Genomic DNA, 23,937 nt, shown 5'->3' on the forward strand with positions numbered 1-23,937 from the left:
TAGCCCGAATATGAACGCTTCCACTCCCACTGGTTTTCGCTGCGGCATGGTCGCGATCGTCGGCCGCCCCAACGTCGGCAAGTCCACGCTGATGAATGCGCTGGTCGGCCAGAAAGTCAGTATTACGTCGCGCAAGGCGCAGACCACGCGCCACCGCATCACCGGCATTCACACGCTGGAAGACGCGCAGTACATCTTCGTCGACACGCCGGGTTTCCAGACCAAGCATAGCGGTGCACTGAACCGCTCGCTCAATCGCGCGGTCACCTCCACGCTGACCTCGGTCGACGCGATCCTGTTCGTCATCGAAGCGGGCCGTTTCGGTCCGGACGACCAGAAGGTGCTCGACCTGATCCCGCCGTCGGTCCCCACGCTGCTGATCGCCAACAAACTCGACCGCGTGTCGGATAAAGACTCGCTGTTTCCGTTCATGCAGCAGGTGAGCGCGCTGCGCCAGTTCAACGAGATCGTGCCGCTGTCCGCGAAGAATCCGGACGATATCAAGCGTCTGATGGCGACGGTCAAGCCGTTCCTGCCGGAAGGCGCGCCGATCTACGGTGAAGACGACCTGACCGATCGCAGCGAGCGTTTCCTTGCCGCCGAAATCCTGCGCGAGAAAGTCTTCCGCTGGACCGGCGACGAACTGCCGTACACCAGCACCGTGCTGATCGACAAGTTCGAAACCGAAGGCCGTCTGCGCCGCATTTTCGCGACCATCATGGTGGATCGCGACACGCACAAGGCGATGATCATCGGCCAGAAGGGCGCCAAGCTGAAGCAGATCAGCACCGAAGCGCGTCTCGACATGGAAAAGCTGTTTGACGGCCCGGTGTATCTGGAGACCTTTATCAAGGTAAAGAGTGGCTGGGCCGACAACGAAGCCGGACTCCGCGCGTATGGGTACGAATGACGCATGGATGACGCTGCAATCCGACGCTGAACCGGACGACTTCGAGCCGGATGCGCCGGTGCGCGAGCCGTCCAAGGCTCGTGCGCCGAGGAAATCGACTTCCGCTTCCCCCGGGTCTTCTACCCGCAACACCGCGCGCCATTCCGCCGGCGAAGGCGCGGATGCATCGGCCACGTCGGCTGACGGCGAAGCGCGCAAGGCTCCCGCTCGCCGCTCGTCGCGCAGCTCCGGCTCCGAGTACAAGGTCACCGAGCAGCCGGCCTTCGTGCTGCATAGCTACCCGCATCGCGAGACCAGCCTCATCATCGACGTGCTGACGCGCGATCACGGGCGGCTCGCCCTCGTTGCCAAGGGCGCCAAGCGCCCGCACTCCGCGCTGCGCGGCGTGCTGCAGACCTTCCAGCCGCTTGCGCTGTCGTGGTCCGGCAAATCCGAAGTGCGTACGCTGACCGGCGCCGAATGGGTGGGCGGTATGCTGCCGCTCGCCGGCGACGCGTTGCTGTGCGGCTTCTACGTCAACGAGCTGCTGGTCAAATTCTGCGGACGCGAAGATCCGCATCCGCAACTGTTCCAGCACTATGTGGTGACGCTCGCGCGCCTCGCGCATGACGAGCCCGCCGTGCAGGTGCTGCGCTCGTTCGAGCGCGTGCTGCTGCGCGAGACCGGCTATGCGATGGCGCTCAACCGCACGGTGGCGCGCAAGACGGTGGTGGCGGAGGGCCGCTACGTGTTCGATCCCGAGCGCGGCGTGCGCGAAGCCTCCGACGACTTGCCCGCGCAATGGCCGGTGATCTCCGGCCAGACCTTGCTCGATATGGAAGCGGACGATTACCATCGTGCGCAGACTGTGGCGCAAAGCAAGACGCTGATGCGCTTTTTGCTCAACACCTATCTTGGCGGCACGCCGCTCGCGACACGCCAGATCCTGATCGACCTGCAGAACTTATGAGCTTCTTTCTTACGTCGCCGACTGTCATCGACCTGGGCGTGAATATCGATCACGTCGCTACGCTGCGCAACGCGCGCGGCACGTCCTATCCAGACCTGATCCGCGCGGCGCTCGATGCCGAAGCGGCCGGCGCCGATGCAATCACGCTGCATCTGCGCGAGGACCGCCGCCATATCGTCGACGCCGACGTGCGCAAGCTGCGTCCGTTGCTGAAGACGCGCATGAATCTCGAATGCGCGGTGACCCAGGAGATGCTCGACATCGCTTGTGAAGTGCAGCCGCATGATGTTTGCCTCGTGCCGGAAAAGCGCGCGGAGCTGACCACGGAAGGCGGGCTCGACGTGGCCGGCCAGTTCGAAGCCGTGCGCGCCGCCTGCCAGCAACTGGCTGAAGCGAACTCGCGCGTCTCGCTCTTCATCGATCCGGACGAAACGCAGATCCGCGCCGCCCACGAAGCGGGTGCGCCGGTGATCGAGCTGCATACCGGGCGTTACGCTGAAGCGCATGATCCTGCGGAGCAGCAGCGCGAATACGAGCGCGTCGTGCGCAGCGTCGAATTCGGCCGCTCGCTCGGCATCAAGGTAAATGCCGGTCATGGCCTGCATTACACCAACGTGCAGCAGATCGCGGCGATCGACGGCATCGTCGAGCTGAACATCGGCCACGCGATCGTCGCGCATGCGATTTTCGCCGGCTGGGATAACGCGGTCCGCGAGATGAAGGCGATCATGGTCGCCGCGCGTCTCGCCGCACGCGCATAACGGCTTCCCGCGCATGGCAATCTACGGCATCGGCACCGACATCGTTCAGGTCAGCCGCGTGGCGGCAGTGATGGAGCGCACCAACGGGCGCTTCGCGGAGAAAGTGCTCGGGCCCGACGAGCTGCGCGTCTATCACGCGCGCCACGCCCGCTCGGCGGCGCGCGGTCTCGCGTTTCTCGCCACCCGTTTTTCGGCGAAAGAAGCGTTCTCCAAAGCGATCGGCCTGGGCATGCACTGGCCGATGACTTGGCGCGCGCTGCAGACGCTCAACGAGGCGAGCGGCAAGCCGATGGTGGTGGCCTCCGGCGAACTGGCCGAATGGCTCGAAGCACGCGGCATCACGGCCCGCGTGACGATCAGCGACGAGCGCGATTACGCGGTTTCGTTCGTGATCGCCGAGACGGCGGAACCCGCCGCTCCCACATCCCCTGCAACCCTCTGACTTCTCCTGGCGCGGCGCCAGCAAGCCGCGCCTTCTCTTTTTTCTAGCGGAATTCGATGAAAACCAATCCCGGACCGGTGATGCTCGACGTGGTCGGCAAGACGCTGACCGACGACGACAAGCGCCGCCTCGCCCATCCGATGACCGGTGGCGTGATCCTGTTCGCCCGTCACTACGAGAGCCGCGCCCAACTGGTGGCGCTGACCGACGCGATCCGCGCCGTGCGCGACGATCTGCTGATCGCGGTCGATCACGAAGGCGGCCGCGTCCAGCGCTTCCGTACCGACGGCTTCACGGTGCTGCCGGCAATGGGCAAACTGGGCGCGCTCTGGGATTCGGACGTGCTGCATGCGACCAAGGTTACCACCGCGGTAGGCTATATCCTCGCCACCGAGTTGCGGGCCTGCGGCGTCGACATGAGCTTCACGCCGGTGCTCGACCTGAATTACGGCCAGTCGCAGGTGATCGGCGACCGCGCGTTCCATCGCGATCCGCGCGTCGTCGCCATGCTGGCGAAGAGCCTGAATCACGGCCTCGCGCTGGCGGGCATGGCGAACTGCGGCAAGCATTTCCCCGGGCACGGCTACGCGCACGCGGACTCGCACGTGGCTGTCCCGGTGGACGACCGTCCGCTCGAGGCAATTCTGCGCGACGATGTGGCGCCGTACGACTGGCTCGGCTTGACGCTCGCCTCGGTGATTCCGGCACACGTGATTTATCCGCAGGTCGATACGAAACCGGCGGGCTTTTCGCGCGTGTGGCTGCAAGAGGTGTTGCGCGGCAAGCTGCGTTTCCCCGGCGCGATCTTCAGCGATGACCTCTCGATGGAGGCCGCGCGCCAGGGCGGCACGCTCACCGAAGCAGCCACCGCAGCCTTGCAGGCAGGCTGCGACATGGTGCTGATCTGCAATCAGCCGGAGGAAGCGGAGAAGGTGCTCGATGCGCTGCGCTTCACGCCGTCGAAGGAATCGCAGGCGCGCATCAGGCGGATGCGCCCGCGCGGCAAGGCGCTCAAGTGGAGCAAGCTGATCGCCGAGCCGGAATACCTGCAGGCGCAAACCCTGTTGCGCAGCGCATTTGCCTGAACGCTGCGGATCAGTTCAGACGCATCCGCTGCAGCTTGTTGTAGAGCGTCTTCGGACTGATCCCCAGCAGTGACGCGGCGCGATGCCGCGTCCCGCCGACCGCGTCGAGCGTGGCGCGGATCAGCATTTCCTCCACATCCGCGAGCGGTGTGCCGACGGTCACCTGCACCCGGCTGCCGTTCAGATCGCGTACCCCGGCCGAACCGGTTTCGTCGGCGCGCAGCGTTTCGAGCACGTCGCCGGATGCCTGATAGGCACGCCTGACACGGTCCTGCAGTTCGCGCACGTTGCCGGGCCACTCGTAGGCCAGGCACTCGCGCAGGAAATTCGGCCCGATCTGCTTGGTCGCATCGGCGACGCCGCGTGCATTGGCTTCGCGATTCAGCTCGTCGACCATCGCTTGCGCGAGGAGCGCGGCGTCGTCGCCACGCTCGCGCAGCGGCGGCAGGGAGACCGCTGCCGCTTCGAGGCGCAGCGCGAGATCGTGATCCAGGCTGCCGTCCGCTACCGCCGCGCGTGGCGATTTGCGGGTCGACGCGATCAGCCGGAAATCGGTGACCACCGGATGCGTGCCGCCGACGCGCATGAAGGTCTGCGAATCGAGCGCGCGCAACAGCGCTTCCTGCTGCGGGCGCGGCAGTTCGGCGATTTCGTCGATAAACAGCGTGCCGCCGCTCGCCTGTTCGAACAACCCCTGCTCGCGTTGCTCGGCGCCCGCGAAGGCGCCGCGTTCGTGGCCGAACAGCACGCTATCGAGCGAGCGTTGCGCGGCGAGGCTCGCCGCCGTGCGGCAGTCGAAGGTGACGAAAGGGCCTTTGCGGCGGCGGCTCATCTCATGCAGTGTGCGTGCGGTGACTTCCTTGCCGGCGCCGGCTTCGCCGGAGATCAGCACGGCCGCTTCGGTCGGCGCGTTGTGTTCGATCATGTCGTACACATGCTGGATGGCGCCGCTCCGGCCGAGCATCGGGCCAAACCGGCCGAGCTGGCGCAGCGCGGCGCGCAGCGTCTGGACCTCTTCGGTCAGCTCGTAGGGGCGCGGAATGCGCGCGAGCAGGCTGCGCAGGCGCGGAATGTTGACGGGCTTGAGCAGGTAATCCCAGATGCCGTGGCGCAGCCCTTCTATCGCGCTTTCGACGGTGGCATTGCCCGTCATCACGATGACAGGCAGTGCGCCGCCGGGCGGTTGGGCCGGCAAATGCTGAAGCAGGTCGAGTCCGCTGCCGTCGGGCAGGTTCAGATCGACCAGCACGACGTCGGGGATGAAACGCGTCAGCGCAGCCCGCGCTTCGGCGAGCGTCGTCGCGGTGTCGACGGAAAAGCCGTCGGCGGCGAGGATCGCGGACAAGCCAGACAGGCTATTGGGATCATCTTCGACAATCAGGGCGTGTGGCATGGCTAGCGCTATTTTCCAGGTTGAAGGAGCCTCGGCCCCGCCGCCGGATGACGGCAACGGGCCGAGGTGCGATGGTTGGCCGCTATTCCTCGCGCAATACAGCGTGGCGCGCGGTCAGTCGCGGTTCGCATCGAAGAAGCGATGTACTTCACGGACGGCTTCCTCGCGAGTTTTGCCGTAGCGCTCCTGAATCAGACCGGCGAGTTTCTCGGCGTGCCCTTCGGCCTTCGTCAACTCGTCGTCTGTCAGTTCGCCCCACGCGGTTTTTGCCTTGCCAATGATCTGCTTCCACTTGCCTTTAGCAATGTCATTGTTCATCACGCATCTCCCTGGTGAGAAAAAGGTAAAGCCTCAACGGGCTTGTGCCTCTTGAAGCAGGGAGCGTGCCATTGACAACTACTTAAGCTTATCAATGGTTTGTCGCGCGTAATGGTTCTCGCGATGCGTTCTGATTGGCAAAATCGAAAACCGTACCGGTAAAGTTTTCCTCAACCATACACGGTCATGGAAAAAAGAAAAAGCGCCCAACAGGGCGCTTTTTTAATCTGGCCGCCATTCCCGCGGCTTGCCGCGGGGCCGGGACCGGGCAGCGTCGACGCTTACGCGCGGCTGCGGTACTCGTGGGTACGCGTGTCGATTTCGATCTTGTCGCCGATATTGCAGAAGAGCGGCACTTGCAGTTCGAAGCCGGTGTTCAGCTTGGCGTTCTTCAGCACCTTGCCCGACGACGTATCGCCCTTGACTGCCGGTTCCGTGTAAATGATTTCGCGGACCAGCGTGGTGGGCAGTTCGACCGAAATGGCCTTCTCGTTGTAGAACACGACTTCGCAAGCCATGCCGTCTTCGAGGTAGTGCAGGGCGTCGCCCATCATTTCCGCTTCGACTTCGAACTGGTTGTAGTCGGCGTCCATGAACACGTACATCGGGTCAGCGAAGTACGAGTAGGTCACTTCCTTGCGATCCAGCAGGACGACGTCGAACTTGTCGTCGGCCTTGTACACGGTTTCCATGCCCGCGCCGGTCAGCAGGTTCTTGAACTTCATCTTGACGACGGCGGAGTTGCGGCCCGATTTGTTGTATTCGGCCTTTTGCACGACCATCGCGTCGCTGCCGATCATCACGACGTTGCCGGTGCGGAGTTCCTGTGCGGTCTTCATAAAACTGTCCTGTACGAAATAAGTAGCTTCAACTGTGCTCAACGGCATACGGCGCAAGCGGGCTCGGCGCCCTGTCAAACTTCGCACACCTCGGCGCCTGGGTGCCCGCTGCCCGTTACCTTCCGATAACTGTGTTTACCCGAAAGCGGGCGCGTACACGAGTGGCGCCGATGCGCGAGGGCGATCTGCTTCGATTGACGGTGCACAGTGACACACCGTTTGCGCGAGATTCGCCGCCGCCATCGTGCCGCGCTTGCGTCGTCGGCCGTTGGATAACCGCTTATTTTAACTGACTTTTTGCAAATTCGGCCAGATTTCCGGCGAGGTCGCCGAGCGCCGCCAGTTCCTGCGCCCATCCGGCCGCGCGCTGCTCGAAAGCGGCGCGGTGACGCTGGAAATCCGCCCAATCCGGCTCGCCGACGCCGTTCCACGCGTGCCAGAAGCGCGCCAGCGCGGCGCGCGCCGCGCTCGGCAGGGGGGGGGCTGTGTAGTGCGCGAGGGCGGCGTCGAGCTTGGGCAGATGGGCGTCGTCGGCTTGCGGGTAGATATGCCAGACGAATGGACGTGCCGCCCACTGGGCGCGCACGAACGAGTCTTCGCCGCGCACGAAATTGAGGTCGCTCGCCCACAGCAAGGCGTCGTAGCCGGGTTGATCCGTGAAGGCGAGCGCATGGGCGCGCAGGCTGCCGCGCTCGGCGTGCGAGCCGGCCGCGAATGCCGGCAGGCCGAAAAAGCGCGCGATCGCGCCCGAAATCCGCCCTTCGGGTACCAGCAGCTCGATGGGCGCCGGACTATCGCGCCATTGTTCGAGCAGGCTTTCGACGGCGGGATTTTCGTAGGCAAAGAGTGAGATTACCGTGGCGCCGGGGTGGGGAGCGGCGAGGCCAGTGGCCTGGCGCCACCATGCCTCGCGCGCCGGCGGCGAGGCTTCGAAGGCAGCCCGCGCGGCATCCAGATGGCGCTCCTTGAGCACGCCGCCTGTGCCGGTGCCGAGTCCCGGGAAAAAGAATGTCTTGGTCAGCGGATAGCGCGGGTGCGGCGATTGACGCAGATGGAAGTCGGCCACCCAGTCTTCGGCGCTCAGGTATTCGAGGTTCAGCCACACCGGCGCGCGCTCGCGGCGCGCCATCCCGGCCACGTAGACGTGCGGCAGCTCGCAGCCGAACGCCTCGATGACCACGTCCGCCACTTCCAGTATGTCGCCCGCATGCGCCGGTTCGTGCCAATGCTCGATGACAATGCCGCTCACCGCCTGGCGGCTGCGCTCGACCTCCAGCGCGGGGCAGAGCTTCTTGAACGCGTGCAGGTCGTCGACGAAAACGCGCACTTGCCAGCCGTGTTCGCTGGTCAGCTGGCGCGCGAGGCGCCAGCACACGCCGATATCGCCGAAGTTATCGATTACCGCGCAGAACAGGTCGCAGGCAATGGCGCCGTCTGGCGGCGTCTGCGTGGGGACTGACTGGGCGGCTTGCGAGGCAGGGGCGGACGAGGCGGGCGGGCGCGCGGAGGACATGGTGGCCGGCATCCGGGTCTCGGACGCGTGCGGAATGTTCTAAACTGGCGATTCTAAAGCACTCACCCCACTCTCCGCGTGAATCCCGGCGCGGTGCTCAGCCCGATTCTGCATGACCTATTCAGACGCTCCAGAAGCTTCCGAAACTCCCGAGGCATTCGAGCCCAAAAAGGTGCTCGCCCAGTTGCCGCATCTGCCCGGCGTCTATCGCTATTACGATGCGCATGGCGCGGTGCTGTACGTGGGCAAGGCGCGTGACCTGAAAAAGCGCGTGTCGAGCTACTTCACCAAGACGCTGCTGTCGCCGCGCATTGCGATGATGGTGACGCGGATTGCCCGCATCGAAACCACGGTCACGCGTTCCGAGGCCGAGGCGCTGCTGCTCGAAAACAACCTGATCAAGGCGCTCGCGCCGCGTTACAACATCCTGTTTCGCGACGACAAGTCGTACCCCTACCTGAAGCTGACCGGCCACAAGTTTCCGCGCATGGCTTACTACCGTGGCTCGGTGGACCGCAAGAACCAGTACTTCGGACCGTTCCCGAGCGCGTGGGCGGTGCGCGAGAGCATCCAGATCCTGCAGCGCGTGTTCCAGTTGCGCACCTGCGAAGACTCGGTGTTCAACAACCGCACGCGGCCTTGCCTGCTGCATCAGATCGGGCGCTGCACGGCGCCGTGCGTGGGGGCGATCAGCGAGGAAGACTACGCGCGCGATGTTTCCAACGCCTCGCGCTTCCTGCTTGGGCGGCAGAGCGAAGTGATGAAGGAGCTCGAGGAGAAAATGCATGCGTTTGCCGGCGAGCTGAAGTTCGAGCAGGCCGCCGCGGTGCGCAACCAGATGAGTTCGCTTTCCACAGTGCTGCACCAGCAGGCGATTGAAGTGGGTAGCGACAGCGACGTCGACATTCTCGCCGTGGTGGCCCTCGGCGGGCGCGTGTGCGTGAACCTGGCGATGGTGCGCGGCGGACGGCATCTAGGGGACAAGGCTTACTTCCCGGCGCATGTGGAAAGTGCACTGACGATCGACGAGGGCGGTCTGGATGATGGCGATGCCGATGCGCAGGGCGCCCTGAAGACGGCGGTCGCGCAAGGGTTGCGGGCGGCGGAGGAGGCATCGCTCGCGAGCGTGAAGGCGAAGCGGGCGGTGGATGCGAGCGGCGCCACAGGCGTTGCAGATGCCGACAACGGGACGTCCGACGCGTTGGCGTTCGCGCAGGCGCTGCCGCCTGAGATGGATGACGCGACCGATGAAGCCGAGGAAGACGTTCTGCAGGATGAGTCCGATGACGCCGGTGATGAAGCCGTTGAGCTTACCGACGCTGCCGCGTCCGACGACGCTGCCGGTAGCGCCGACGATGCCGCTGCAGCCCCCTCCGGCAAGCCTTCGCGCCGACGCCAGACAGGCATCGAATCCGAAGTGCTTGAAGCCTTCATCGCGCAGCACTACCTGGGCAACCGCGTCCCGCCGGTGCTGGTCGTCAGCCATGCGCCGTCGAACCGCGAACTGGTCGATCTGCTGATCGAGCAGGCGGGCCACAAGGTCACGCTGCTGCGTCAACCTCAAGGCCAGAAGCGCGCCTGGCTGGCAATGGCCGAGCAAAATGCGCGGCTCGCGCTGGCGCGCCTCCTCTCCGAACAGGGCTCGCAGCAATCGCGCACGCGCGCGCTCGCCGATACGCTCAGTCTCGAATGCGAGGACCTCGCACATCTGCGGATCGAATGCTTCGATATCAGCCACACGATGGGCGAAGCGACCCAGGCGTCGTGCGTGGTGTATCACCATCACAAGATGCAGTCCTCGGAGTACCGGCGCTACAACATCACCGGCATCACGCCGGGCGACGATTACGCCGCCATGCGCCAGGTGCTCACACGCCGCTACGAGAAGATGGTGGCGCAGGCCGCGGCAAGCGCTGCCGCAGGTGCCGCCGATGACGCGCTCGCGCAGTCCAGCGATCCGGCGGCCGATCCCGCACTCGCAGCCGATCCTGCTGACCCGGCCGAGCCGGCGACCGGCGGCATCCTGCCTAACATCGTGCTGATCGACGGCGGCAAGGGCCAGGTGGAGATTGCGCGTCAGGTATTCACCGAAGTGGGTCTGGATTGCGGGATGCTGGTTGGTGTCGCGAAGGGCGAGGGGCGCAAGGTCGGCCTCGAAACGCTGATCTTCGCCGATGGCCGCGCGCCGCTCGAACTCGGCAAGGAAAGCGCGGCCCTGATGCTGGTTGCGCAGATTCGCGACGAGGCACACCGCTTCGCGATTACGGGCATGCGCGCCAAACGCGGCAAGACGCGCCAGACCTCGCGCCTCGAAGAGCTCGAAGGTGTCGGCGCGAAACGCCGTCAGCGCCTGCTCGCACGTTTTGGCGGGTTGCGTGGGGTGGTGGCGGCGAGCATCGAAGATCTGGCCAGCGTCGAAGGGATTTCCCAGTCGCTTGCGGAGCAGATCTATCGGCAATTGCACTGATTGCGTGAAATGCGGCGCGACCCATCTCGGGCGCGTCGTATGCTCTTAAACCCCGGAGTGCCGGTTTGACGCCTGTTTACGGGCGCTTTGCCGCCCGTTTGCCGCGTGTTTGCTTGTGGCAGGCCTTGTGACACGGCACAATTGCAACTCCCTTGTCAGACGCTGCGCCTGCCCATGCCGTTTAATTTTCCGATTTTCCTGACGTGGCTGCGGATTGTTCTGATTCCGCTCGTCGTCGGTGTGTTCTATTTGCCCGACATGATGATGAGCCCCGCGCACCGCAATCTGGCGGCCGCGACAATTTTCATCCTGGCTGCACTGACAGACTGGTTTGATGGCTACCTGGCCCGCCGCTGGAACCAGACCTCGGCCTTCGGTGCGTTTCTCGATCCGGTGGCCGACAAGCTGATGGTGACTGCCGCCCTGCTGGTGCTGGTGCAACTGACGCGGCTCGACTCGGCGATCGCGCTGGTGATCGTGGGCCGCGAGATCGCAATCTCGGCGCTGCGCGAATGGATGGCGCAGATTGGCGCCTCGAAGAGCGTCGCCGTGAATTCGCTGGGCAAGTTCAAGACGGCGTGCCAGATGATCGCGATTCCGATGCTGCTGTTCTATGGCCCGTTGCCGCTCGCGCCGGGTGTGGCGATCGACACGCGCGTGTGGGGCATGTGGCTGGTCCTGCTGGCCGCGTTCCTGACGATCTGGTCGATGCTCTACTACATGAAGCTCGCGTGGCCGCAGATTCGTGAACGGGGCGGGATCGTGTGAGCGAAAACTGTCTCGTAAAAAGACCTGCATGAAAGGGGTTGACACGTTTCAGCGCTTTATACATAATCTCGTTTCTCCGATGCGAGCAGTTCTGAATGCCGGAGCGTAGTAGATGTAGTAGTAAAGGCAGCAAGTTAGCAGTAGAAGCAGCAAAACGCGGGAGTAGCTCAGTTGGTAGAGCGCAACCTTGCCAAGGTTGAGGTCGCGAGTTCGAGACTCGTCTCCCGCTCCAGATTTTTGAAGCAGCGTTTTGTGTGGTGTGGAAGCAAGTCGTAGAGCAGTAGCAAAACGTTGTTAGCAGGACCATGCGGGAGTAGCTCAGTTGGTAGAGCGCAACCTTGCCAAGGTTGAGGTCGCGAGTTCGAGACTCGTCTCCCGCTCCAGACATTCGGGGAAGCCAAGCTTCCCTTTTTGTTTGGTGGACCGACCGGCCATCGAACAAATCTGCGAACCCGTTGTACGCACAACCTGTTGCTACGGTTTCAGCAGTCCGCTTATGGCGCGATAGCAAAGCGGTTATGCAGCGGCCTGCAAAGCCGTGTAGGCCGGTTCGACTCCGGCTCGCGCCTCCAGAAGTCAAAGAAAAGCCCCGACTTGTCGGGGCTTTTCTTTTTTCGGCGCTTGTCACACGCACAAACTCATCGCAAGCGCACTCGCCAGGGTGGACCATCGGCGAACTTCGATTCGATCCATTCCTTGAAGGCGTTCGTTGCGGCTGGGGAAAACCTGGCGGAAGGTCGGACCAGAAAGACCCCGGCCTGAGCATCAAGCAGCCAGTCCGGAAGAACATGCACCAGCCGGCCCGCGGCGATGTCGCGGCTCATGAGCCATTCGCCCGCACCCAGAATCCCCACTCCATGATTGGCCGCGGCGAGAAGCGATTCGCTGTCGTTGGCTGTCAGAGACCCTGTCGGCACGATCGTTTCGTGTCGGTTGCCGTTAGACAGGCGCCATTCCGGGAACGATGCAAAGCCGCTGAAGCGCAGGCAATTGTGGTTGGCGAGATCTCGCGGCGTCTCTGGAAGCCCGTGTTTTTCAATGTAGGCGGGCGCAGCGCACAGGATGCGACGGTGGTCGCAGAGCCTCTTTGCAATCAGCCGGTTGTCGTTCAACTCCCCGATCCGAACGGCGGCATCGAATCCCTCCGCGATGATGTCGACAAAGCGTTCGCTATAGTCCGCGACGATGGACACGTGCGGATGGCTGTCGAGAAATTCCGGCAGCATGGGACCGAGCCACAGCCGTCCCATCGCGGCCGGAAAGGCCACGCGCAACACACCGCGGATTTCTGCTGCGCCTAACGATGCTTCCTGTTCCGCCTCGGTGATCGAACCCATGGCGGATCTCAGACGTTCGGCCAACTGCATGCCTGCAACGGTCATTCTGAGCTGCCGCGTCGAGCGTTCCAGCAGGCGAACCCCGAGCCGCTTTTCCATCGCCAGCACACGCTTTGAAATGACCGTGGGATGGCGCTGCAGCAGCCGCCCTGCGGCCACGAACGATCCCTCCGAGGCCACAGCCAGGAGCGCCGCGATCTCATCCGTGTGGCGGGGATCGAGTGGCCCATCATGGTTTCAGAATAATGGCCCCAGAGGACTTTCCGGACTCTAGGTCCGCATGGGCTGCGGCTGCATCGGCCAGCGAATAGCTTCCCCAGATACGTGGTTTGATGGCGCCGGCTTCGACGCTCGCCAGTACGTCGCGGGCGCGTTCCTGATACTCCGCATGTGTTGCAGTGTGCGCCGCCAGCGAGGGGCGCGTCAGAAACAGCGAGCCTTTCGCGTTCAGGGTCGCGATTTCTACGGCCGCAGGGGCGCCGCTCGAGGCGCCAAACGACACCATCAGGCCGCGTGGCCGCAGGCAGTCTAACGATGCGTTGAATGAGAGACGACCGATCGGGTCGTAGACCACATCGGCTTTTCTGCCGTCTGTGATGCGTGCGACTTCGTTTGCCAGAGTTTGCGCGTCGAATACCAGCACTTCGTCGCATCCCAGTTCTTTCGCTTTTTGCACGCTGGCCGGTTTGGACACTACGCCGATAACAAAAGCCCCAAGATGCTTCGCCCACGGCGCCATGATCTGGCCGACCGCACCGCCGACGCCATAAAGCACCATGACCGTTCCCGGCCCGACCGGATAGGTCGCTTTGAGCAGATACTGGGCGGTGATCCCCTTGAACATCACTGCAGCCGCATCGTCGTAGGACAAGGAGTCCGGGATCGCAACCAGCCGGTCGGCAGGATAACGGCGAGCGCTTGCGTACGCGCCGATAGGGCCGGTCGCATACGCCACCCGGTCGCCCACCTGTACATTGCCCACGCCCGGACCTATGGCCGCAACACGTCCAGCCGCCTCTAGTCCGAGACCCGATGGCAGAGGAATCTGTACGGCGCCCTTGCGCTGCGACACATCCAGATAGTTGATTCCAATGGCGTGCTGCTCCAGCCATACCTCACCTGGGCCTAGCGGAGATTCAGCAACTTCCTCGATCTCAAGAACATCGGGCCCGCCGACCTGGCTGAGGCGGATTGCGGAAACCATACGTACTCCTTTCGATGTGCATCACTTTCAATGAGTGTCGACGACGATTGTGAGATCTTTCTGTGGCGGAAGCAATGCGGGCCGGATGCAGTACATTCGTGCACCTGGTGCAGGTTAGCGCGATCTGCTTACGTGCGCCGGGCTACTGCCTGTGGCGCAGCAGCCCGTCGATGACTATTTCAAACGCACGCCTCGACCGGTGCCGACACCGACAACTGATTCTTCACGCTGGGCCGCTCCTGCATCCTTGCGTACCAGGCTTGAAGCGCTTCGCATTCCGCGGGCACCGGGAGGTTGACGAGCCCGGCAAAGATCAAACCGCCTATGACCGTGATGTCGGCCATCGAGAACCTCTCACCCGCGACGAACGGCTGCCCTTTTAGAACGGCATCGAAATAGCGCATACCTTTTACGGCTTTGTCGCGCTGGCGCAGTCCCCACTCGGCGTTTTGGTAAATCTCGACGTCGGGCCCGAGCCCCGGCGTGGCGTGGTGGAAATAAACGCTGACGGCATCGAGCAATTCCAGCTCGGCGCGCTTGCTCATCATGTGGATCAAACCCTTTTCGCGCGGTGTTTTGCCGGTGAGTACGGGAGTGCCGTCGAGCGCATCAAGGTACTCGGTAATGGCGGTGCACTCGGCAATAAAAGTGCCGTCGTCGAGTTCGAGCACCGGCAGCGTGCCTGAGTAGTTTTTGGCGAGAAACTCGGGTTTCTTGTGTTCGCCCTTCCACAGATTGACCGTCACAAACTGGACGCGTGACTGCAGGTTCTTTTCGGCTAAAGCAATGCGGACGCGCGCCGGATAAGGGCCGGTGGGCCAGTCGTGAATCTTCATCATGGCCAGTCTGGTTGCGTCGAAACTGATGGGGTCGGAACTCATTGATTGCCTCTTTACAGGTTGATGCGGGTTGGTGTGGGGCGATGCGGCCGGAACACGCGATGTAGGGACCCGTTGAACGGAAACCTACCTAACGTTTGGTAGGGTAAACATAAGGACTATAATCTGGCTTGTCAACATCCATTTTTCGCTTACCGGGGCAGGGGCAATGAGGAGTGAAGTGAGTTCAAACTCCAGGGAGAAAATCCTGGAGGCCGCCAAAAGGATCGCGCAGGCGCATGGCTATGGTGGACTGAATTTTCGTGATCTCGCGGAAGACGTCGGTATCAGGGCCCCGAGCATTTACCATCACTTCACCAGCAAGGCCGATCTCGGCGCAGCGGTAGCAAGGCGCTATTGGGAGGACACGGCGGCGGGCCTGGATGCATTGCTGGCCGAATCTCCGGATCTGGCTGGCTGCCTGCGCCAGTATCCCGATACGTTTCGGCTGGCGCTCGAGAGTGGCAATCGCATGTGCCTTTGCAGCTTCATGGCCGCCGAATACGACGATTTGCCGGATGAAGTGAAGAAAGAAGTCCAGATCTTTACCGACGTGAATGTCGCATGGCTGAGCAAGGTGCTGTCCGCCGCGGCCGTGGTCAGTGCGGGGGAGAGCGAACAGCGGGCTCGCGCCATCTTTGCCGCCATCGCCGGTGCGCAGCTCATTGCGAGGAGCCGCGCGGATATTTCGCTCTATGACTCGTTGATTGAGAGCTATCGCGAGGCTGGCCTCTTACCGGCATAGCGTCGGAAAGAAACGCTCCGTGCGCGAAGCGGTACGTCAGCCCGTGCTGGTTCTGCAATACCGAATTGCACCTCACTCTGTTTCTGCAGGAAGCAGACCCTGCGATAGTCCTGCCATCTCCCGGGCACCCGCTTCAGGATCAACGCGAACCCGGGCATTTCCAGGCGGACGTTAACGTGAGAGTGCGACCGATGAAGATTGACGACGATAGCGCAACGAGATGCAGTCTCCTGAACACAGTAGTCACATTAGCGACGAAACTGGCATTGCTAGGCACATGTGCGGCTTTGTCGATCTCGGCGAGCGGGCAAATTCCGTCGGCTGGCGGCGCACTTCCACTCTCGCTGGCAATGGATGCCGCCACGGAAACGATCCAGGTGTGCGAGGCGCGGGGCTTTAAAGTTGCGGTCGCGATCGTGGACCCGGACGGCGTGATCAAGGTGCAGGCGCGCGGTGACGGCAGCCCGATTCATTCGCAAGGTTTTTCGTTTCGCAAGGCCTACACCATCATGAGCATGGGGCCAATGATCGGTGCAGACACGAATAGCGCGCTCATCAACAAGATTACCGGTTTTTCCCCTGGGCTTCCGGCAACCGCGAGCAGTGGCACGTCGAGTCTTCTTTTCCTGCCCGGTTCGGTGCTGGTGAAGCAAAACGGGCAAGCTATTGCTGCCATCGGCGTGAGCGGCGCCCCGAAGAGTCTCGACGATGAGGCTTGCGCGCAAGCCGGCGCCGACAAGATCAAGACTCGCCTCGCAGACGTTAGCCCGAACTGAAGCAGCGTGTTCCGGCCGTGCCGTCTGCAATTTAACTTAGCTGCTTTCTCTGAATTTCCGGAAGCATTCAGACAGAAACTCCAGGCAAACACGAATCTTGGGGACACGATTTCTCGGCGCGAGCGTCACGGCCGAAATGTCGAATTCGGTCGTGTCCTCGTAGTCTTCCAGAACCTGCTTCAACGCCCCTCGCGCCACGAGTTCCGCGCCGATAACCTTATTGATGCGGCCAATCCCCAGATTCGCTTGCATGAGCGATACGATCGCGGACGTATTGTCTGCGAGAACCCGCCCTGCAACGGGGAAGGTGGACAGTTCGTCGCCGCCGTCAAATGGCCATTGATTGTGGGCGTTAACCGCCGCATTGGCGATCAGGTCGTGGTGCAGCAGATCGTCCGGCGTGCGGGGAAATCCACGAGCGGCCAGATAGACGGGCGAGGCATACAGTGCCCGCCGGTGTGATCCAAGCTTACGCGCCACATGCGTGTCTCGCGGTGGGATGCCTGCCCGAACGGCAATATCGATGCCTTCTGTCGACATATCAACCGGTCTATCGGAGATATGCAAACTCACGTCGAGATCAGGGTGGCGATCCACCAGCTCGCGCAAATTCGGGATCAGCACGTATTCGGCAAGGATGCATGCAACGCTAATCCTCACCTGTCCAGAGACCCGGTTGCTGCGCGATGCCAGATCATCGGAGAGGGCGGCGGCATTCTGTGAGATTGTTTTGGCATGCTCAAGAAAAATGCAGCCATCGTCAGTGAGCGACAGGCCATGGGTGCTGCGATGAAACAGGCGCAGACCACATGCCGTCTCCATTCTCGACAACGCGCGCGATACCTGGCTAGGGTGTTCATTGCGCTCTCTCGCTACCGCGGCGACAGACAGCGATTCAGCGAGTCGGACAAAAAGATAGAAATCCTGGAGCGAGAAGTCTGTCACGGGGTTTCGCCTTCTGAAGCTAGTGAACCGCATCCTTTCTTGCCGCGACCACCCGATTCCGTCCTTCGCGCTTCGCCTCATACAAGGCGATGTCGGCCGCGTGGATCAGCCGGGTCGGGTCATCCATGCCTCGGGCCGGAACCCGCGCCTCAACTCCTGCGCTGATCGTGACGACGCCAGCCGGGCTGCCCCGATGCTCGATTCCCAACTCGCGAATGGCGTGACGAACCGTTTCCGCCACCGCGACCGCATCCTCGATGCCTGTCTCCGGCAGCAGCACGGCAATCTCTTCGCCGCCGTAGCGGGCGACGAGGTCGCGCGGCCGGCGTGCGGCCAGGTCGCGGATCAGCCGGCTGATCGTGCTCAGGCACTCATCGCCGGCGGCATGTCCGTAAGTATCGTTGTATTGCTTGAAGCAGTCGACGTCGATCATGATCAGCGCCAGACCGCTTCCCTGACCCATAGCGTGGCTGAATTCGTCGTGCAAGGTGACGTCGAATTGCCGGCGGTTTGCCAGGCCCGTCAAGCCATCCTGCATTGCCAGCATTTCGAGGGTCCGGTTGAGCCTCTCGAGCGAATCGTGTGTCTTGATCAACTCCGCCTCGGTCCGGGTGCGCAGCTCGATTTGCCGAACCAGATGCCAGCCGGACAACGCCACGACGACGACCAGGCACAGCACGCCCGCCGAATGCCAGACGGTGTCGCGCCACCACTCGTGCAGGATCTCGTTCTTCGACAATGCCGCGGCGACGAAGACAGGGTAGTCCTGCAGATTGCGATAGCTGTTCAAGCGGGTGACGCCGTCCTGCGCGGATTTGATAAAGGCCGTGCCTACCGGGCCGAGTGCGACATAGTGCCGGTATAGCTCGGTTCCTTGCATGCTGGCGCCGACCAGTTTCGTATCGAACGGCCGCCGAACCAGCATGGTGCCGTTATTGAGGACGAGCGCGACCGCTCCGGCATTGCCGATCTGCAGCGTATCGTAGAACTGCCTGAAAAAGTCGATCTTGACGGTAGCCAGTACCACGCCGCCGAAACTGCCGTCGCCGTTATCGATCCGTCGCGAAACCGGGATCACCCAGTTCCCGCTCGACCGGCTGATGATCGGTGCGCCAATATGCACCCGCGCGTCACGGTGCTGCTTATGAAAGATGAAGTATTCGCGATCCGCATTGTTGAAGCGGTTTAGCGGGGTGGAGGTGGTGTTGGCGAGCCAGTTGCCGTTTGCGTCGTAGACGAATAGCCCGTCGAGCTGCGGCAACTGCTGGCGACTCATCAACAGAATCCCGCGCAAGCGCTTCATGGCGGCGGGACTCGTTCCGTCCACCTCTACGCGCTCGGCCAGAGCGAGCAGCGCCGTATCGGCTTCCTTGAAGGTATCGTCGGCCTGCTGCGCCATTGCGCGCGAGAGATTCGCGGTGGCAACGTCCATCTCGCCAAGCTTGACCGCGCGGGCGTTCCAGCTTCGCCAGCCGTCGAGCACGAGTAGCGACAGACAGACGATCGTCACGAAAGCTATCGCGCGCCAGATGATGGGCGGTCGATTCGAACTCAAACGGGTCTCCGGGGACAGCTTCGCGGCGCTGCGCGAACATCGGCGTTTTGCAGGGAGAAGTGCGGAAATCGCCTGCGCATACACGGGATATCGGCAATGCGGCACGCATCTTGACGTCCGTTTCCTTGCAAGCCGCTTTCGCAGCCGGGACGAGCGGCCGTCGTTTACGCTACTGGCGCTATAGTGCGCGCGTTTCGCGCGCCGTAGGAATTTGCATGCTTTCCGCTGTTGCCGGAATGCACCTTATGCGCGAGCGGCTAGACAGGTCGCGCGCCGGGACTCGGAAGGCGCGCAGGTGAGGATGGCGGCAAACGGGGCAAGCCTCGCCCGTTCCCGTGCGCCTATGAAATACTGTCAGTCATCTACCAGGTCAACCATCCTCTTCCCATGTACTTTCAGCTCACTGGCACCCAGGTTCGGGTGCTGGGTTCGATGCACCTGTTTTCTGCTACCAGTCCGCGCATGCCCGACTGGATATCGCAAGCGTTCGAGTGGGCGCAGACACTCGTGTTTGAATCGGATGCCCAGGCCATCTTGCCGTTCCTGAAGCGGGACGGCGGCGAGTCGATCGAGCATGCCTTGACGCCAGAGGTGTGGCGCCGGCTCGACGCGTCCTGGCCTTCCGCCGGCGCGCTGGCCCCGCTCGCCGAGCTGCGGCCCTGGGCTGTCATGATGGCCGCACCGACTCTGTGCCAGCGGGTCGTGGAAGGCGTCGAGCCACGCTTGCTGAGAGAGTGCGCTGCGCAAGCAAAACCGTACCGGTTTCTGGAGACTGCACAGGAGGTAGTCGCCTCGCTCGAATCGATTCCGTTGCCGACGATCTGCCGCGGGCTGGAAATGCTGCTCGCGGATCTAGGCGAGCCTCAACGCACGCTCGACCGGATGCAGTCGGCCTGGCTGCAGCGCGATCTTCAGGCGGTCTATACGGTAGCGGCCGAATCGCCGATGTTCAGTCTGCCGGGGATGCGCAACGCGATTCTCGATGCGCGCAATGCCGCATGGGCGCCGCGCGTTCGGCAAGCGCTCGATACGCCGACGCGCACCCTCGTGGTGGTTGGCGCGCTGCATTTGCATGGCGCAGGCAATCTGATCGAGCGGCTGCAGCACGCTGTGGAGCCGCTTCTTTAAGCTGGGTGGTGAGGGCTGTCGAGTTCGCTGCGCGGTTAAACGTAAGCGCCGATATCTTGTCTATTGCGACTGCGACTGCGACTGCGACTGCGCCGGAACAGCCGCATCGCTGGCCCGGCGCGCTATGCTCGCGCGCGGCATTCGCGGCATAATTCAGCAACCGCCGCCCGCCTGGGCGCTTCTCTATTGACGTGTTTTCTCATGAACCAGCCGCAGCCGTCCACAAACCCGCAAGTGCCGTCTTTTGACTGGCGCTGGAAATTCTTCGATGACCTGACCACCACCGAGGTCTATGCGATGCTCGCCGCACGCAACGAGGTATTCGTGGTCGAGCAGAATTGCGTGTACGGCGATATCGACGGCCTCGATACAGAGGCGTGGCATCTGTTCGCGTTCGGCCCCGGCGAGGGCCAGCCAAAGCTGGCAGGTTACCTGCGCGTGCTGCTGCCTGACGGCGCCGATCCCGACATCCGCATTGGCCGCGTGCTGACGACCGCGCCTTTTCGCGGCATGGGACTCGGCAACAAGATGCTGGAACGCGCGGTGGCGCATATCGCCGGGCAGTGGCCGGGCGTACCGATACGCCTGCATGCCCAGGCGCATCTGCAAGGCTTCTATGGCGCGTTTGGCTTCTTGCCGATTTCGGACGTCCACGATGAAGACGGCATTCCGCATGTCTGGATGCGCGCGGCCTGAGTCCGCTTGTCACGCAACCGCCCGCGCGCGGAAAGCCGCATCCAGTGGCGCAAGGCGATCAGCGCGCCGATCACGCTCATCATCGAACCCGGAATCCATAGCAGCAAGCCGCCAATCTGCTGGTCGCGCATGGGGCTCAGCCAGGTGAACGCGCGTCCGCAGATCGAATAGATCGGATACAACTCGTGCGGCGTAAAGAAGATATAGGCGCCGAGTACGATCTGCGGGGGGATTGCCGCGATCACGATCAACACACGGCGCCCTGGCGAGAGCCTTGCCGGCGGTGCCGGGCGCGAATCGAGCACGAGCCACCAGAACATCAGGCCGTCGAGCACCATGCTCCAGTTCATCACGCGATACAGCCGCGAGTCGAGCATGGCGACAAAATGAACCGGCGAGAGCAGCCAGAAATAGATCAGGCCGACGAACAGGCCAACTGCCACCACCGGATGCAGCAGCACGTCCAGCAGCTTGCGCACAGGCGCTGCCTGTAAGGCCGGCCGCACGAAGCGCTGCCGCCACGCGAACGGCAGGCCCGCGCGCAGCGCCGCGCCCGGATACGACAGCGCGATGAAGAACGGCCCGAGGTGATGCAGCACCAGATGCTGCGCACGGTGCATGAAAAACTCATGCTCGAAAAAGTAGTCGAGCCTCGTGTGCAATGCGACATACAGCGCGCCCAGCCCGAACCAGAAGGAAAGCTTGCGCCGCAGCGATACCTTTGCCTTGCGCGCACCGCGCACAAAGAGGATCGCCGTGACCAGCATGGCGATCACGACGCTCGGCGAGGGCTCCCAAGGGTCGAGCCAGTCAAGCAGGTTCATCGGGCGGCGTCAGTTGGCCTGCGCGGGCGATTTGACGGCGAACGGCGTGTCCAGCGTTTCGCCGTCCGAGAACTGCAGCTTCAGATGCACGGTGTCGCCGGGCGCAACCTTGTGCTGTGCGTGCTCCAGCATGATGTGATAGCCGCCCGGCGCGATCGCGACCTGGCCGTGCGCGGGCACCGTCAGCTTGTCGACCATCACCATCTTCTGCGTCGAGCCGTTCGACACCGTCTGGTGCAGCATCGCGCCCTGGTAGTCGTCGCTCGAAATGTCGGTGAGGTCGATCGGCTTGTCGCTCGCGTTGACGAGCGTGACGTAGCCGGCGGCGGGCAGGTTGTTCGGCAGCCAGCGGACCCACGCGTTCTGGGCGCTGATGGCCGCTGTGCCGGCCGCCTGGGCGGTGGCGGCGAGGCCGAAGGAGAGGGTGAGCGCGCAGCCCAGCGTAGCGAGCGTTTTGGTTTTGAGGTTCATGAATGCAAGGTCATGGAGGGCAGGGAAGAGGGGAAACTGGCAAGAAAACTGGCAAAAAGCGCAGCCCGAAGGCGCGAAACGTCAGGATTGGTCGTTCATGATACGGCGCAGATCGGCGGCAATGACGTCGGGCGAATCGTGGTCGGTGGCGAGCAGGCGCGCGTGGCCTTGCGCATCGAATACGTAGACGGCCGAGCTGTGTGTCACCTCGTAGTTGCCGTTCGGGTCGCGCTTCTCCATCTGATAGGCGACGCGATAGTGGCGCGCGAGCGTCTCGATCTGCCGGTCGCTGCCGGTCAGCCCGACCGCATGCTCGGCGTCGAACGCGCCTACGTAATCGTGCAGTGCCTTGGGTGTGTCGCGTGCCGGGTCGACCGTAATGAACAGGATGCGCACCTTTTGCGCCTGCGGGCCGAGCTTGGCGAGCACCTGCATCAGGCGCGCCATGGTCTCGGGGCAGACATCCGGGCAGTGCGTGTAGCCAAAGTAGACGAGCGCGGTGTCGCCCTTGAACGACTCGCCGGTGAGCGGCTTGCCGTCATCGCCGGTGAGCGAGAAGTCGAGATCGGGCAGATGGCCGGTCACGTTCGTCAGGTGCCACGGTTCTTCGTTGTGCGTACACCCGGCGAGCAGGCCCAGCGCCAGCGCGGTGGAGAGCGCGAATAATCGCGGCAGCGCGGCCTGTTGCAGACGCTGCGCCATGCGTTTTGGGCTCCGCGCGCCGGGCGGCGTGCTATCCGGTTGCACCCTTTGACGTGAAATTCTGGGGAACAAAGCAGACATCCATGACTCGATTTAAGAGGGCGTGTGGGCGACGGCGCGAGCACCGCATGCTGGCTGGCAATGGCGCTTGCCGGCCCGCGCGCGAACCCGTCAGTGTGGCTGGGACTGTATCGCAAATTGCCGCGCACCGTCATATGCCACCCCTGAAGGCCGGCATGACAGGGCAATTTGACGCATGGCTGTAAGCGCGGTCCTAAACCCTATCGTGTGGATTTTGAACGGAATTTTTGTGCGGCGCGGGCGGCTTCCCATGCTGGCGTTGCACTCAGGCTTACTTTCCCGAAAAATAGCGGGATGCGCGGTAAGATGCGCACACTTTTGCGGCTGCGAGCGGCTGAAAGGCAAGATAAACCGATGCAAGCACTTCCGGCTGTTCTGTCTCCCAGTGAGACGGCATTTTTCTTCGATTTCGACGGCACGCTCGTCGAGCTGGCTCCCACACCAGACGGCGTGCTGGTGCAACCCGAGGTCATCACGCTGTTGACCGAGCTGCGCCGCCTGACCAATGGGGCGGTGGCGATCGTTTCGGGCCGCGGCATCGACAGTATCGACGCCTTCCTCGGCATGCCCGATCTGCCCATCGCCGGACTGCACGGCGCGGAGCGGCGCGATGCGAACGGCGATACGCAACGGATCGGCTTTCATGACGAGCGCCTGTTGCGCATGGAGCAGGTGCTGGCCCAGGTGGTCAACGCAAACGCAGGCATGCTGCTCGAAATCAAGGGCGCGGCGCTGGCGCTGCACTACCGCAACGCCCCGGACCGCGAGCCGGTGGCACGGACCGTCACGGAGCGGCTGGTGGCCGACTATCCCGGCGCGTATGTGCTGCAGCCCGGCAAGATGGTCTACGAGATCAAACCGAAAGATGTCGACAAGGGGCGCGCCGTGCGGGCCTTTCTGGACGAACCGCCGTTCACCGGACGCCGGCCGGTGTTCGCCGGCGACGACCTGACCGACGAGAAGGGCTTCGCGGTCGTCAACGAGCGCGGTGGCGTGTCGATCAAGGTCGGCCCCGGCGATACCATTGCGCGCTCGCGGCTCGAATCGGTCGGCGCCTTGCTTGCATGGCTCGACGGCATCGTCAGCGCGGCGCGCGGCGCATGATGCGCGCCGCATCCCGCTTTATTCCGATTGTTCTTTTGGACGGAAA

General features: G+C 63.0%; 24 protein-coding genes and 3 tRNA genes. 15 read left to right on the forward strand and 12 right to left on the reverse strand.

Annotated elements, in window-relative coordinates:
* The first annotated feature begins 10 nt into the window (after nucleotides 1–10).
* Genes era through nagZ form a run of 5 tightly spaced genes read left to right on the forward strand, consistent with a single transcriptional unit; the run spans nucleotide 11 to nucleotide 4,147 of the window.
* Nucleotides 11–910, forward strand: a complete 900-nt coding sequence (gene era, locus FFS45_RS06435) for a GTPase Era (RefSeq protein ID WP_137953878.1) — start codon at nucleotides 11–13, stop codon at nucleotides 908–910.
* Entirely contained in the window at nucleotides 897–1,859 is a 963-nt protein-coding gene (gene recO, locus FFS45_RS06440; RefSeq protein ID WP_137953879.1) for a DNA repair protein RecO, read from the forward strand. The genes era and recO overlap by 14 nt, the downstream gene beginning before the upstream one ends.
* Entirely contained in the window at nucleotides 1,856–2,620 is a 765-nt protein-coding gene (gene pdxJ, locus FFS45_RS06445) for a pyridoxine 5'-phosphate synthase (protein ID WP_137953880.1), read from the forward strand. Before recO ends, pdxJ begins: the two co-directional genes overlap by 4 nt.
* A 13-nt stretch (nucleotides 2,621–2,633) precedes the next feature.
* On the forward strand, nucleotides 2,634–3,062 hold the full coding sequence (gene acpS / locus FFS45_RS06450; RefSeq protein ID WP_137953881.1) for a holo-ACP synthase: 429 nt from the start codon (nucleotides 2,634–2,636) through the stop codon (nucleotides 3,060–3,062).
* Between the two features lie 56 nt (nucleotides 3,063–3,118).
* Nucleotides 3,119–4,147 (forward strand): beta-N-acetylhexosaminidase, encoded by a 1,029-nt coding sequence (nagZ, locus tag FFS45_RS06455; protein WP_137953882.1) that lies wholly within the window; start codon nucleotides 3,119–3,121, stop codon nucleotides 4,145–4,147.
* Between the two features lie 10 nt (nucleotides 4,148–4,157).
* On the opposite strand, the gene FFS45_RS06460 is transcribed toward nagZ, so the two are convergent.
* From FFS45_RS06460 to earP, 4 genes are all read right to left on the reverse strand, one after another.
* Complete coding sequence (locus FFS45_RS06460; RefSeq protein WP_137953883.1) at nucleotides 4,158–5,540, reverse strand: sigma-54 dependent transcriptional regulator; 1,383 nt, start codon at nucleotides 5,538–5,540, stop codon at nucleotides 4,158–4,160.
* A 114-nt stretch (nucleotides 5,541–5,654) separates the two neighbouring features.
* Complete coding sequence (locus tag FFS45_RS06465) at nucleotides 5,655–5,858, reverse strand: CsbD family protein (RefSeq protein WP_137953884.1); 204 nt, start codon at nucleotides 5,856–5,858, stop codon at nucleotides 5,655–5,657.
* A gap of 281 nt (nucleotides 5,859–6,139) precedes the next feature.
* Nucleotides 6,140–6,697: an elongation factor P gene (gene efp / locus FFS45_RS06470; protein WP_090684360.1), complete on the reverse strand. Its 558-nt coding sequence runs from the start codon at nucleotides 6,695–6,697 to the stop codon at nucleotides 6,140–6,142.
* 280 nt (nucleotides 6,698–6,977) lie between these two features.
* On the reverse strand, nucleotides 6,978–8,210 hold the full coding sequence (gene earP, locus FFS45_RS06475) for an elongation factor P maturation arginine rhamnosyltransferase EarP (protein WP_137953885.1): 1,233 nt from the start codon (nucleotides 8,208–8,210) through the stop codon (nucleotides 6,978–6,980).
* Between the two features lie 112 nt (nucleotides 8,211–8,322).
* Between earP and uvrC the strand changes: the two genes are divergently transcribed.
* The 5 genes from uvrC (at nucleotide 8,323) to FFS45_RS06500 (ending at nucleotide 12,017) form a co-directional block, all read left to right on the forward strand.
* Complete coding sequence (uvrC, locus tag FFS45_RS06480) at nucleotides 8,323–10,677, forward strand: excinuclease ABC subunit UvrC (protein ID WP_137953886.1); 2,355 nt, start codon at nucleotides 8,323–8,325, stop codon at nucleotides 10,675–10,677.
* A 174-nt stretch (nucleotides 10,678–10,851) separates the two neighbouring features.
* The gene (gene pgsA / locus FFS45_RS06485) at nucleotides 10,852–11,445 is read left to right on the forward strand and encodes a CDP-diacylglycerol--glycerol-3-phosphate 3-phosphatidyltransferase (protein ID WP_137953887.1); all 594 of its coding nucleotides are present in this window, start codon (nucleotides 10,852–10,854) and stop codon (nucleotides 11,443–11,445) included.
* A gap of 156 nt (nucleotides 11,446–11,601) precedes the next feature.
* A tRNA-Gly gene (locus FFS45_RS06490) sits at nucleotides 11,602–11,677 on the forward strand.
* A 75-nt stretch (nucleotides 11,678–11,752) separates the two neighbouring features.
* Nucleotides 11,753–11,828, forward strand: a tRNA-Gly gene (locus FFS45_RS06495).
* Nucleotides 11,829–11,943: 115 nt separating this feature from the next.
* Nucleotides 11,944–12,017 (forward strand) — tRNA-Cys (locus tag FFS45_RS06500).
* A gap of 66 nt (nucleotides 12,018–12,083) precedes the next feature.
* Here FFS45_RS06500 and FFS45_RS06505 read toward each other — a convergent pair.
* The 3 genes from FFS45_RS06505 to FFS45_RS06515 all read right to left on the reverse strand — a co-directional run bounded on the left by FFS45_RS06505 (nucleotide 12,084) and on the right by FFS45_RS06515 (nucleotide 14,867).
* Nucleotides 12,084–12,980: a LysR family transcriptional regulator gene (locus FFS45_RS06505; protein ID WP_137953888.1), complete on the reverse strand. Its 897-nt coding sequence runs from the start codon at nucleotides 12,978–12,980 to the stop codon at nucleotides 12,084–12,086.
* 31 nt (nucleotides 12,981–13,011) lie between these two features.
* On the reverse strand, nucleotides 13,012–13,986 hold the full coding sequence (locus FFS45_RS06510) for a quinone oxidoreductase (protein ID WP_137953889.1): 975 nt from the start codon (nucleotides 13,984–13,986) through the stop codon (nucleotides 13,012–13,014).
* Nucleotides 13,987–14,165: 179 nt separating this feature from the next.
* Complete coding sequence (locus FFS45_RS06515; RefSeq protein ID WP_137953890.1) at nucleotides 14,166–14,867, reverse strand: glutathione S-transferase; 702 nt, start codon at nucleotides 14,865–14,867, stop codon at nucleotides 14,166–14,168.
* A gap of 166 nt (nucleotides 14,868–15,033) precedes the next feature.
* On the opposite strand from FFS45_RS06515, the gene FFS45_RS06520 reads away from it, so the two are divergent.
* On the forward strand, nucleotides 15,034–15,609 hold the full coding sequence (locus tag FFS45_RS06520) for a TetR/AcrR family transcriptional regulator (protein ID WP_171029584.1): 576 nt from the start codon (nucleotides 15,034–15,036) through the stop codon (nucleotides 15,607–15,609).
* Between the two features lie 266 nt (nucleotides 15,610–15,875).
* Entirely contained in the window at nucleotides 15,876–16,385 is a 510-nt protein-coding gene (locus FFS45_RS06525) for a heme-binding protein (RefSeq protein ID WP_171029585.1), read from the forward strand.
* Between the two features lie 36 nt (nucleotides 16,386–16,421).
* Here the strand turns inward: FFS45_RS06525 and FFS45_RS06530 are convergent, their stop codons facing one another.
* Together FFS45_RS06530 and FFS45_RS06535 are read right to left on the reverse strand one after the other, a co-directional pair.
* Nucleotides 16,422–17,330 (reverse strand): LysR family transcriptional regulator, encoded by a 909-nt coding sequence (locus FFS45_RS06530; RefSeq protein WP_171029586.1) that lies wholly within the window; start codon nucleotides 17,328–17,330, stop codon nucleotides 16,422–16,424.
* 19 nt (nucleotides 17,331–17,349) lie between these two features.
* Complete coding sequence (locus FFS45_RS06535; RefSeq protein WP_249362685.1) at nucleotides 17,350–18,885, reverse strand: sensor domain-containing diguanylate cyclase; 1,536 nt, start codon at nucleotides 18,883–18,885, stop codon at nucleotides 17,350–17,352.
* Nucleotides 18,886–19,272: 387 nt separating this feature from the next.
* On the opposite strand from FFS45_RS06535, the gene FFS45_RS06540 reads away from it, so the two are divergent.
* Nucleotides 19,273–20,013: a TraB/GumN family protein gene (locus tag FFS45_RS06540; protein ID WP_137953894.1), complete on the forward strand. Its 741-nt coding sequence runs from the start codon at nucleotides 19,273–19,275 to the stop codon at nucleotides 20,011–20,013.
* A 201-nt stretch (nucleotides 20,014–20,214) separates the two neighbouring features.
* Nucleotides 20,215–20,709 carry a GNAT family N-acetyltransferase gene (locus FFS45_RS06545; RefSeq protein ID WP_137953895.1) on the forward strand — a complete coding sequence of 165 codons (495 nt, stop codon included), beginning with the start codon at nucleotides 20,215–20,217 and terminating at the stop codon, nucleotides 20,707–20,709.
* Here the strand turns inward: FFS45_RS06545 and FFS45_RS06550 are convergent.
* The 3 genes from FFS45_RS06550 to FFS45_RS06560 all read right to left on the reverse strand — a co-directional run bounded on the left by FFS45_RS06550 (nucleotide 20,628) and on the right by FFS45_RS06560 (nucleotide 22,706).
* Nucleotides 20,628–21,533 carry a cytochrome c oxidase assembly protein gene (locus tag FFS45_RS06550; protein ID WP_137953896.1) on the reverse strand — a complete coding sequence of 302 codons (906 nt, stop codon included), beginning with the start codon at nucleotides 21,531–21,533 and terminating at the stop codon, nucleotides 20,628–20,630. The two genes, FFS45_RS06545 and FFS45_RS06550, sit on opposite strands and share 82 nt — an antisense overlap.
* Before the next feature lie 9 nt (nucleotides 21,534–21,542).
* Nucleotides 21,543–22,004: a copper chaperone PCu(A)C gene (locus FFS45_RS06555; RefSeq protein WP_137953897.1), complete on the reverse strand. Its 462-nt coding sequence runs from the start codon at nucleotides 22,002–22,004 to the stop codon at nucleotides 21,543–21,545.
* A gap of 81 nt (nucleotides 22,005–22,085) precedes the next feature.
* Nucleotides 22,086–22,706, reverse strand: a complete 621-nt coding sequence (locus FFS45_RS06560; protein ID WP_137953898.1) for an SCO family protein — start codon at nucleotides 22,704–22,706, stop codon at nucleotides 22,086–22,088.
* Between the two features lie 435 nt (nucleotides 22,707–23,141).
* On the opposite strand from FFS45_RS06560, the gene otsB reads away from it, so the two are divergent.
* Nucleotides 23,142–23,891, forward strand: a complete 750-nt coding sequence (gene otsB / locus FFS45_RS06565; RefSeq protein ID WP_137953899.1) for a trehalose-phosphatase — start codon at nucleotides 23,142–23,144, stop codon at nucleotides 23,889–23,891.
* Nucleotides 23,892–23,937: the final 46 nt, after the last annotated feature.

The organism is Burkholderia sp. 4M9327F10 (assembly GCF_005503145.1).
Taxonomy (GTDB): Bacteria; Pseudomonadota; Gammaproteobacteria; order Burkholderiales; family Burkholderiaceae; genus Paraburkholderia.

What these genes read in the sequence shown, in the direction of transcription:
- uvrC (WP_137953886.1), top strand. Translation starts at nt 8,323, where the DNA reads ATGACCTATTCAGACGCTCCAGAAGCTTCCGAAACTCCCGAGGCATTC.
- earP (WP_137953885.1), bottom strand. Translation starts at nt 8,210, where the DNA reads ATGTCCTCCGCGCGCCCGCCCGCCTCGTCCGCCCCTGCCTCGCAAGCC.
- FFS45_RS06550 (WP_137953896.1), bottom strand. Translation starts at nt 21,533, where the DNA reads ATGAACCTGCTTGACTGGCTCGACCCTTGGGAGCCCTCGCCGAGCGTC.
- acpS (WP_137953881.1), top strand. Translation starts at nt 2,634, where the DNA reads ATGGCAATCTACGGCATCGGCACCGACATCGTTCAGGTCAGCCGCGTG.
- FFS45_RS06520 (WP_171029584.1), top strand. Translation starts at nt 15,034, where the DNA reads ATGAGGAGTGAAGTGAGTTCAAACTCCAGGGAGAAAATCCTGGAGGCC.
- nagZ (WP_137953882.1), top strand. Translation starts at nt 3,119, where the DNA reads ATGAAAACCAATCCCGGACCGGTGATGCTCGACGTGGTCGGCAAGACG.
- pdxJ (WP_137953880.1), top strand. Translation starts at nt 1,856, where the DNA reads ATGAGCTTCTTTCTTACGTCGCCGACTGTCATCGACCTGGGCGTGAAT.
- efp (WP_090684360.1), bottom strand. Translation starts at nt 6,697, where the DNA reads ATGAAGACCGCACAGGAACTCCGCACCGGCAACGTCGTGATGATCGGC.
- FFS45_RS06560 (WP_137953898.1), bottom strand. Translation starts at nt 22,706, where the DNA reads ATGGCGCAGCGTCTGCAACAGGCCGCGCTGCCGCGATTATTCGCGCTC.
- FFS45_RS06510 (WP_137953889.1), bottom strand. Translation starts at nt 13,986, where the DNA reads ATGGTTTCCGCAATCCGCCTCAGCCAGGTCGGCGGGCCCGATGTTCTT.
- FFS45_RS06465 (WP_137953884.1), bottom strand. Translation starts at nt 5,858, where the DNA reads ATGAACAATGACATTGCTAAAGGCAAGTGGAAGCAGATCATTGGCAAG.
- otsB (WP_137953899.1), top strand. Translation starts at nt 23,142, where the DNA reads ATGCAAGCACTTCCGGCTGTTCTGTCTCCCAGTGAGACGGCATTTTTC.
- pgsA (WP_137953887.1), top strand. Translation starts at nt 10,852, where the DNA reads ATGCCGTTTAATTTTCCGATTTTCCTGACGTGGCTGCGGATTGTTCTG.
- FFS45_RS06515 (WP_137953890.1), bottom strand. Translation starts at nt 14,867, where the DNA reads ATGAGTTCCGACCCCATCAGTTTCGACGCAACCAGACTGGCCATGATG.
- recO (WP_137953879.1), top strand. Translation starts at nt 897, where the DNA reads ATGGGTACGAATGACGCATGGATGACGCTGCAATCCGACGCTGAACCG.
- FFS45_RS06555 (WP_137953897.1), bottom strand. Translation starts at nt 22,004, where the DNA reads ATGAACCTCAAAACCAAAACGCTCGCTACGCTGGGCTGCGCGCTCACC.
- FFS45_RS06540 (WP_137953894.1), top strand. Translation starts at nt 19,273, where the DNA reads ATGTACTTTCAGCTCACTGGCACCCAGGTTCGGGTGCTGGGTTCGATG.
- FFS45_RS06545 (WP_137953895.1), top strand. Translation starts at nt 20,215, where the DNA reads ATGAACCAGCCGCAGCCGTCCACAAACCCGCAAGTGCCGTCTTTTGAC.
- FFS45_RS06460 (WP_137953883.1), bottom strand. Translation starts at nt 5,540, where the DNA reads ATGCCACACGCCCTGATTGTCGAAGATGATCCCAATAGCCTGTCTGGC.
- era (WP_137953878.1), top strand. Translation starts at nt 11, where the DNA reads ATGAACGCTTCCACTCCCACTGGTTTTCGCTGCGGCATGGTCGCGATC.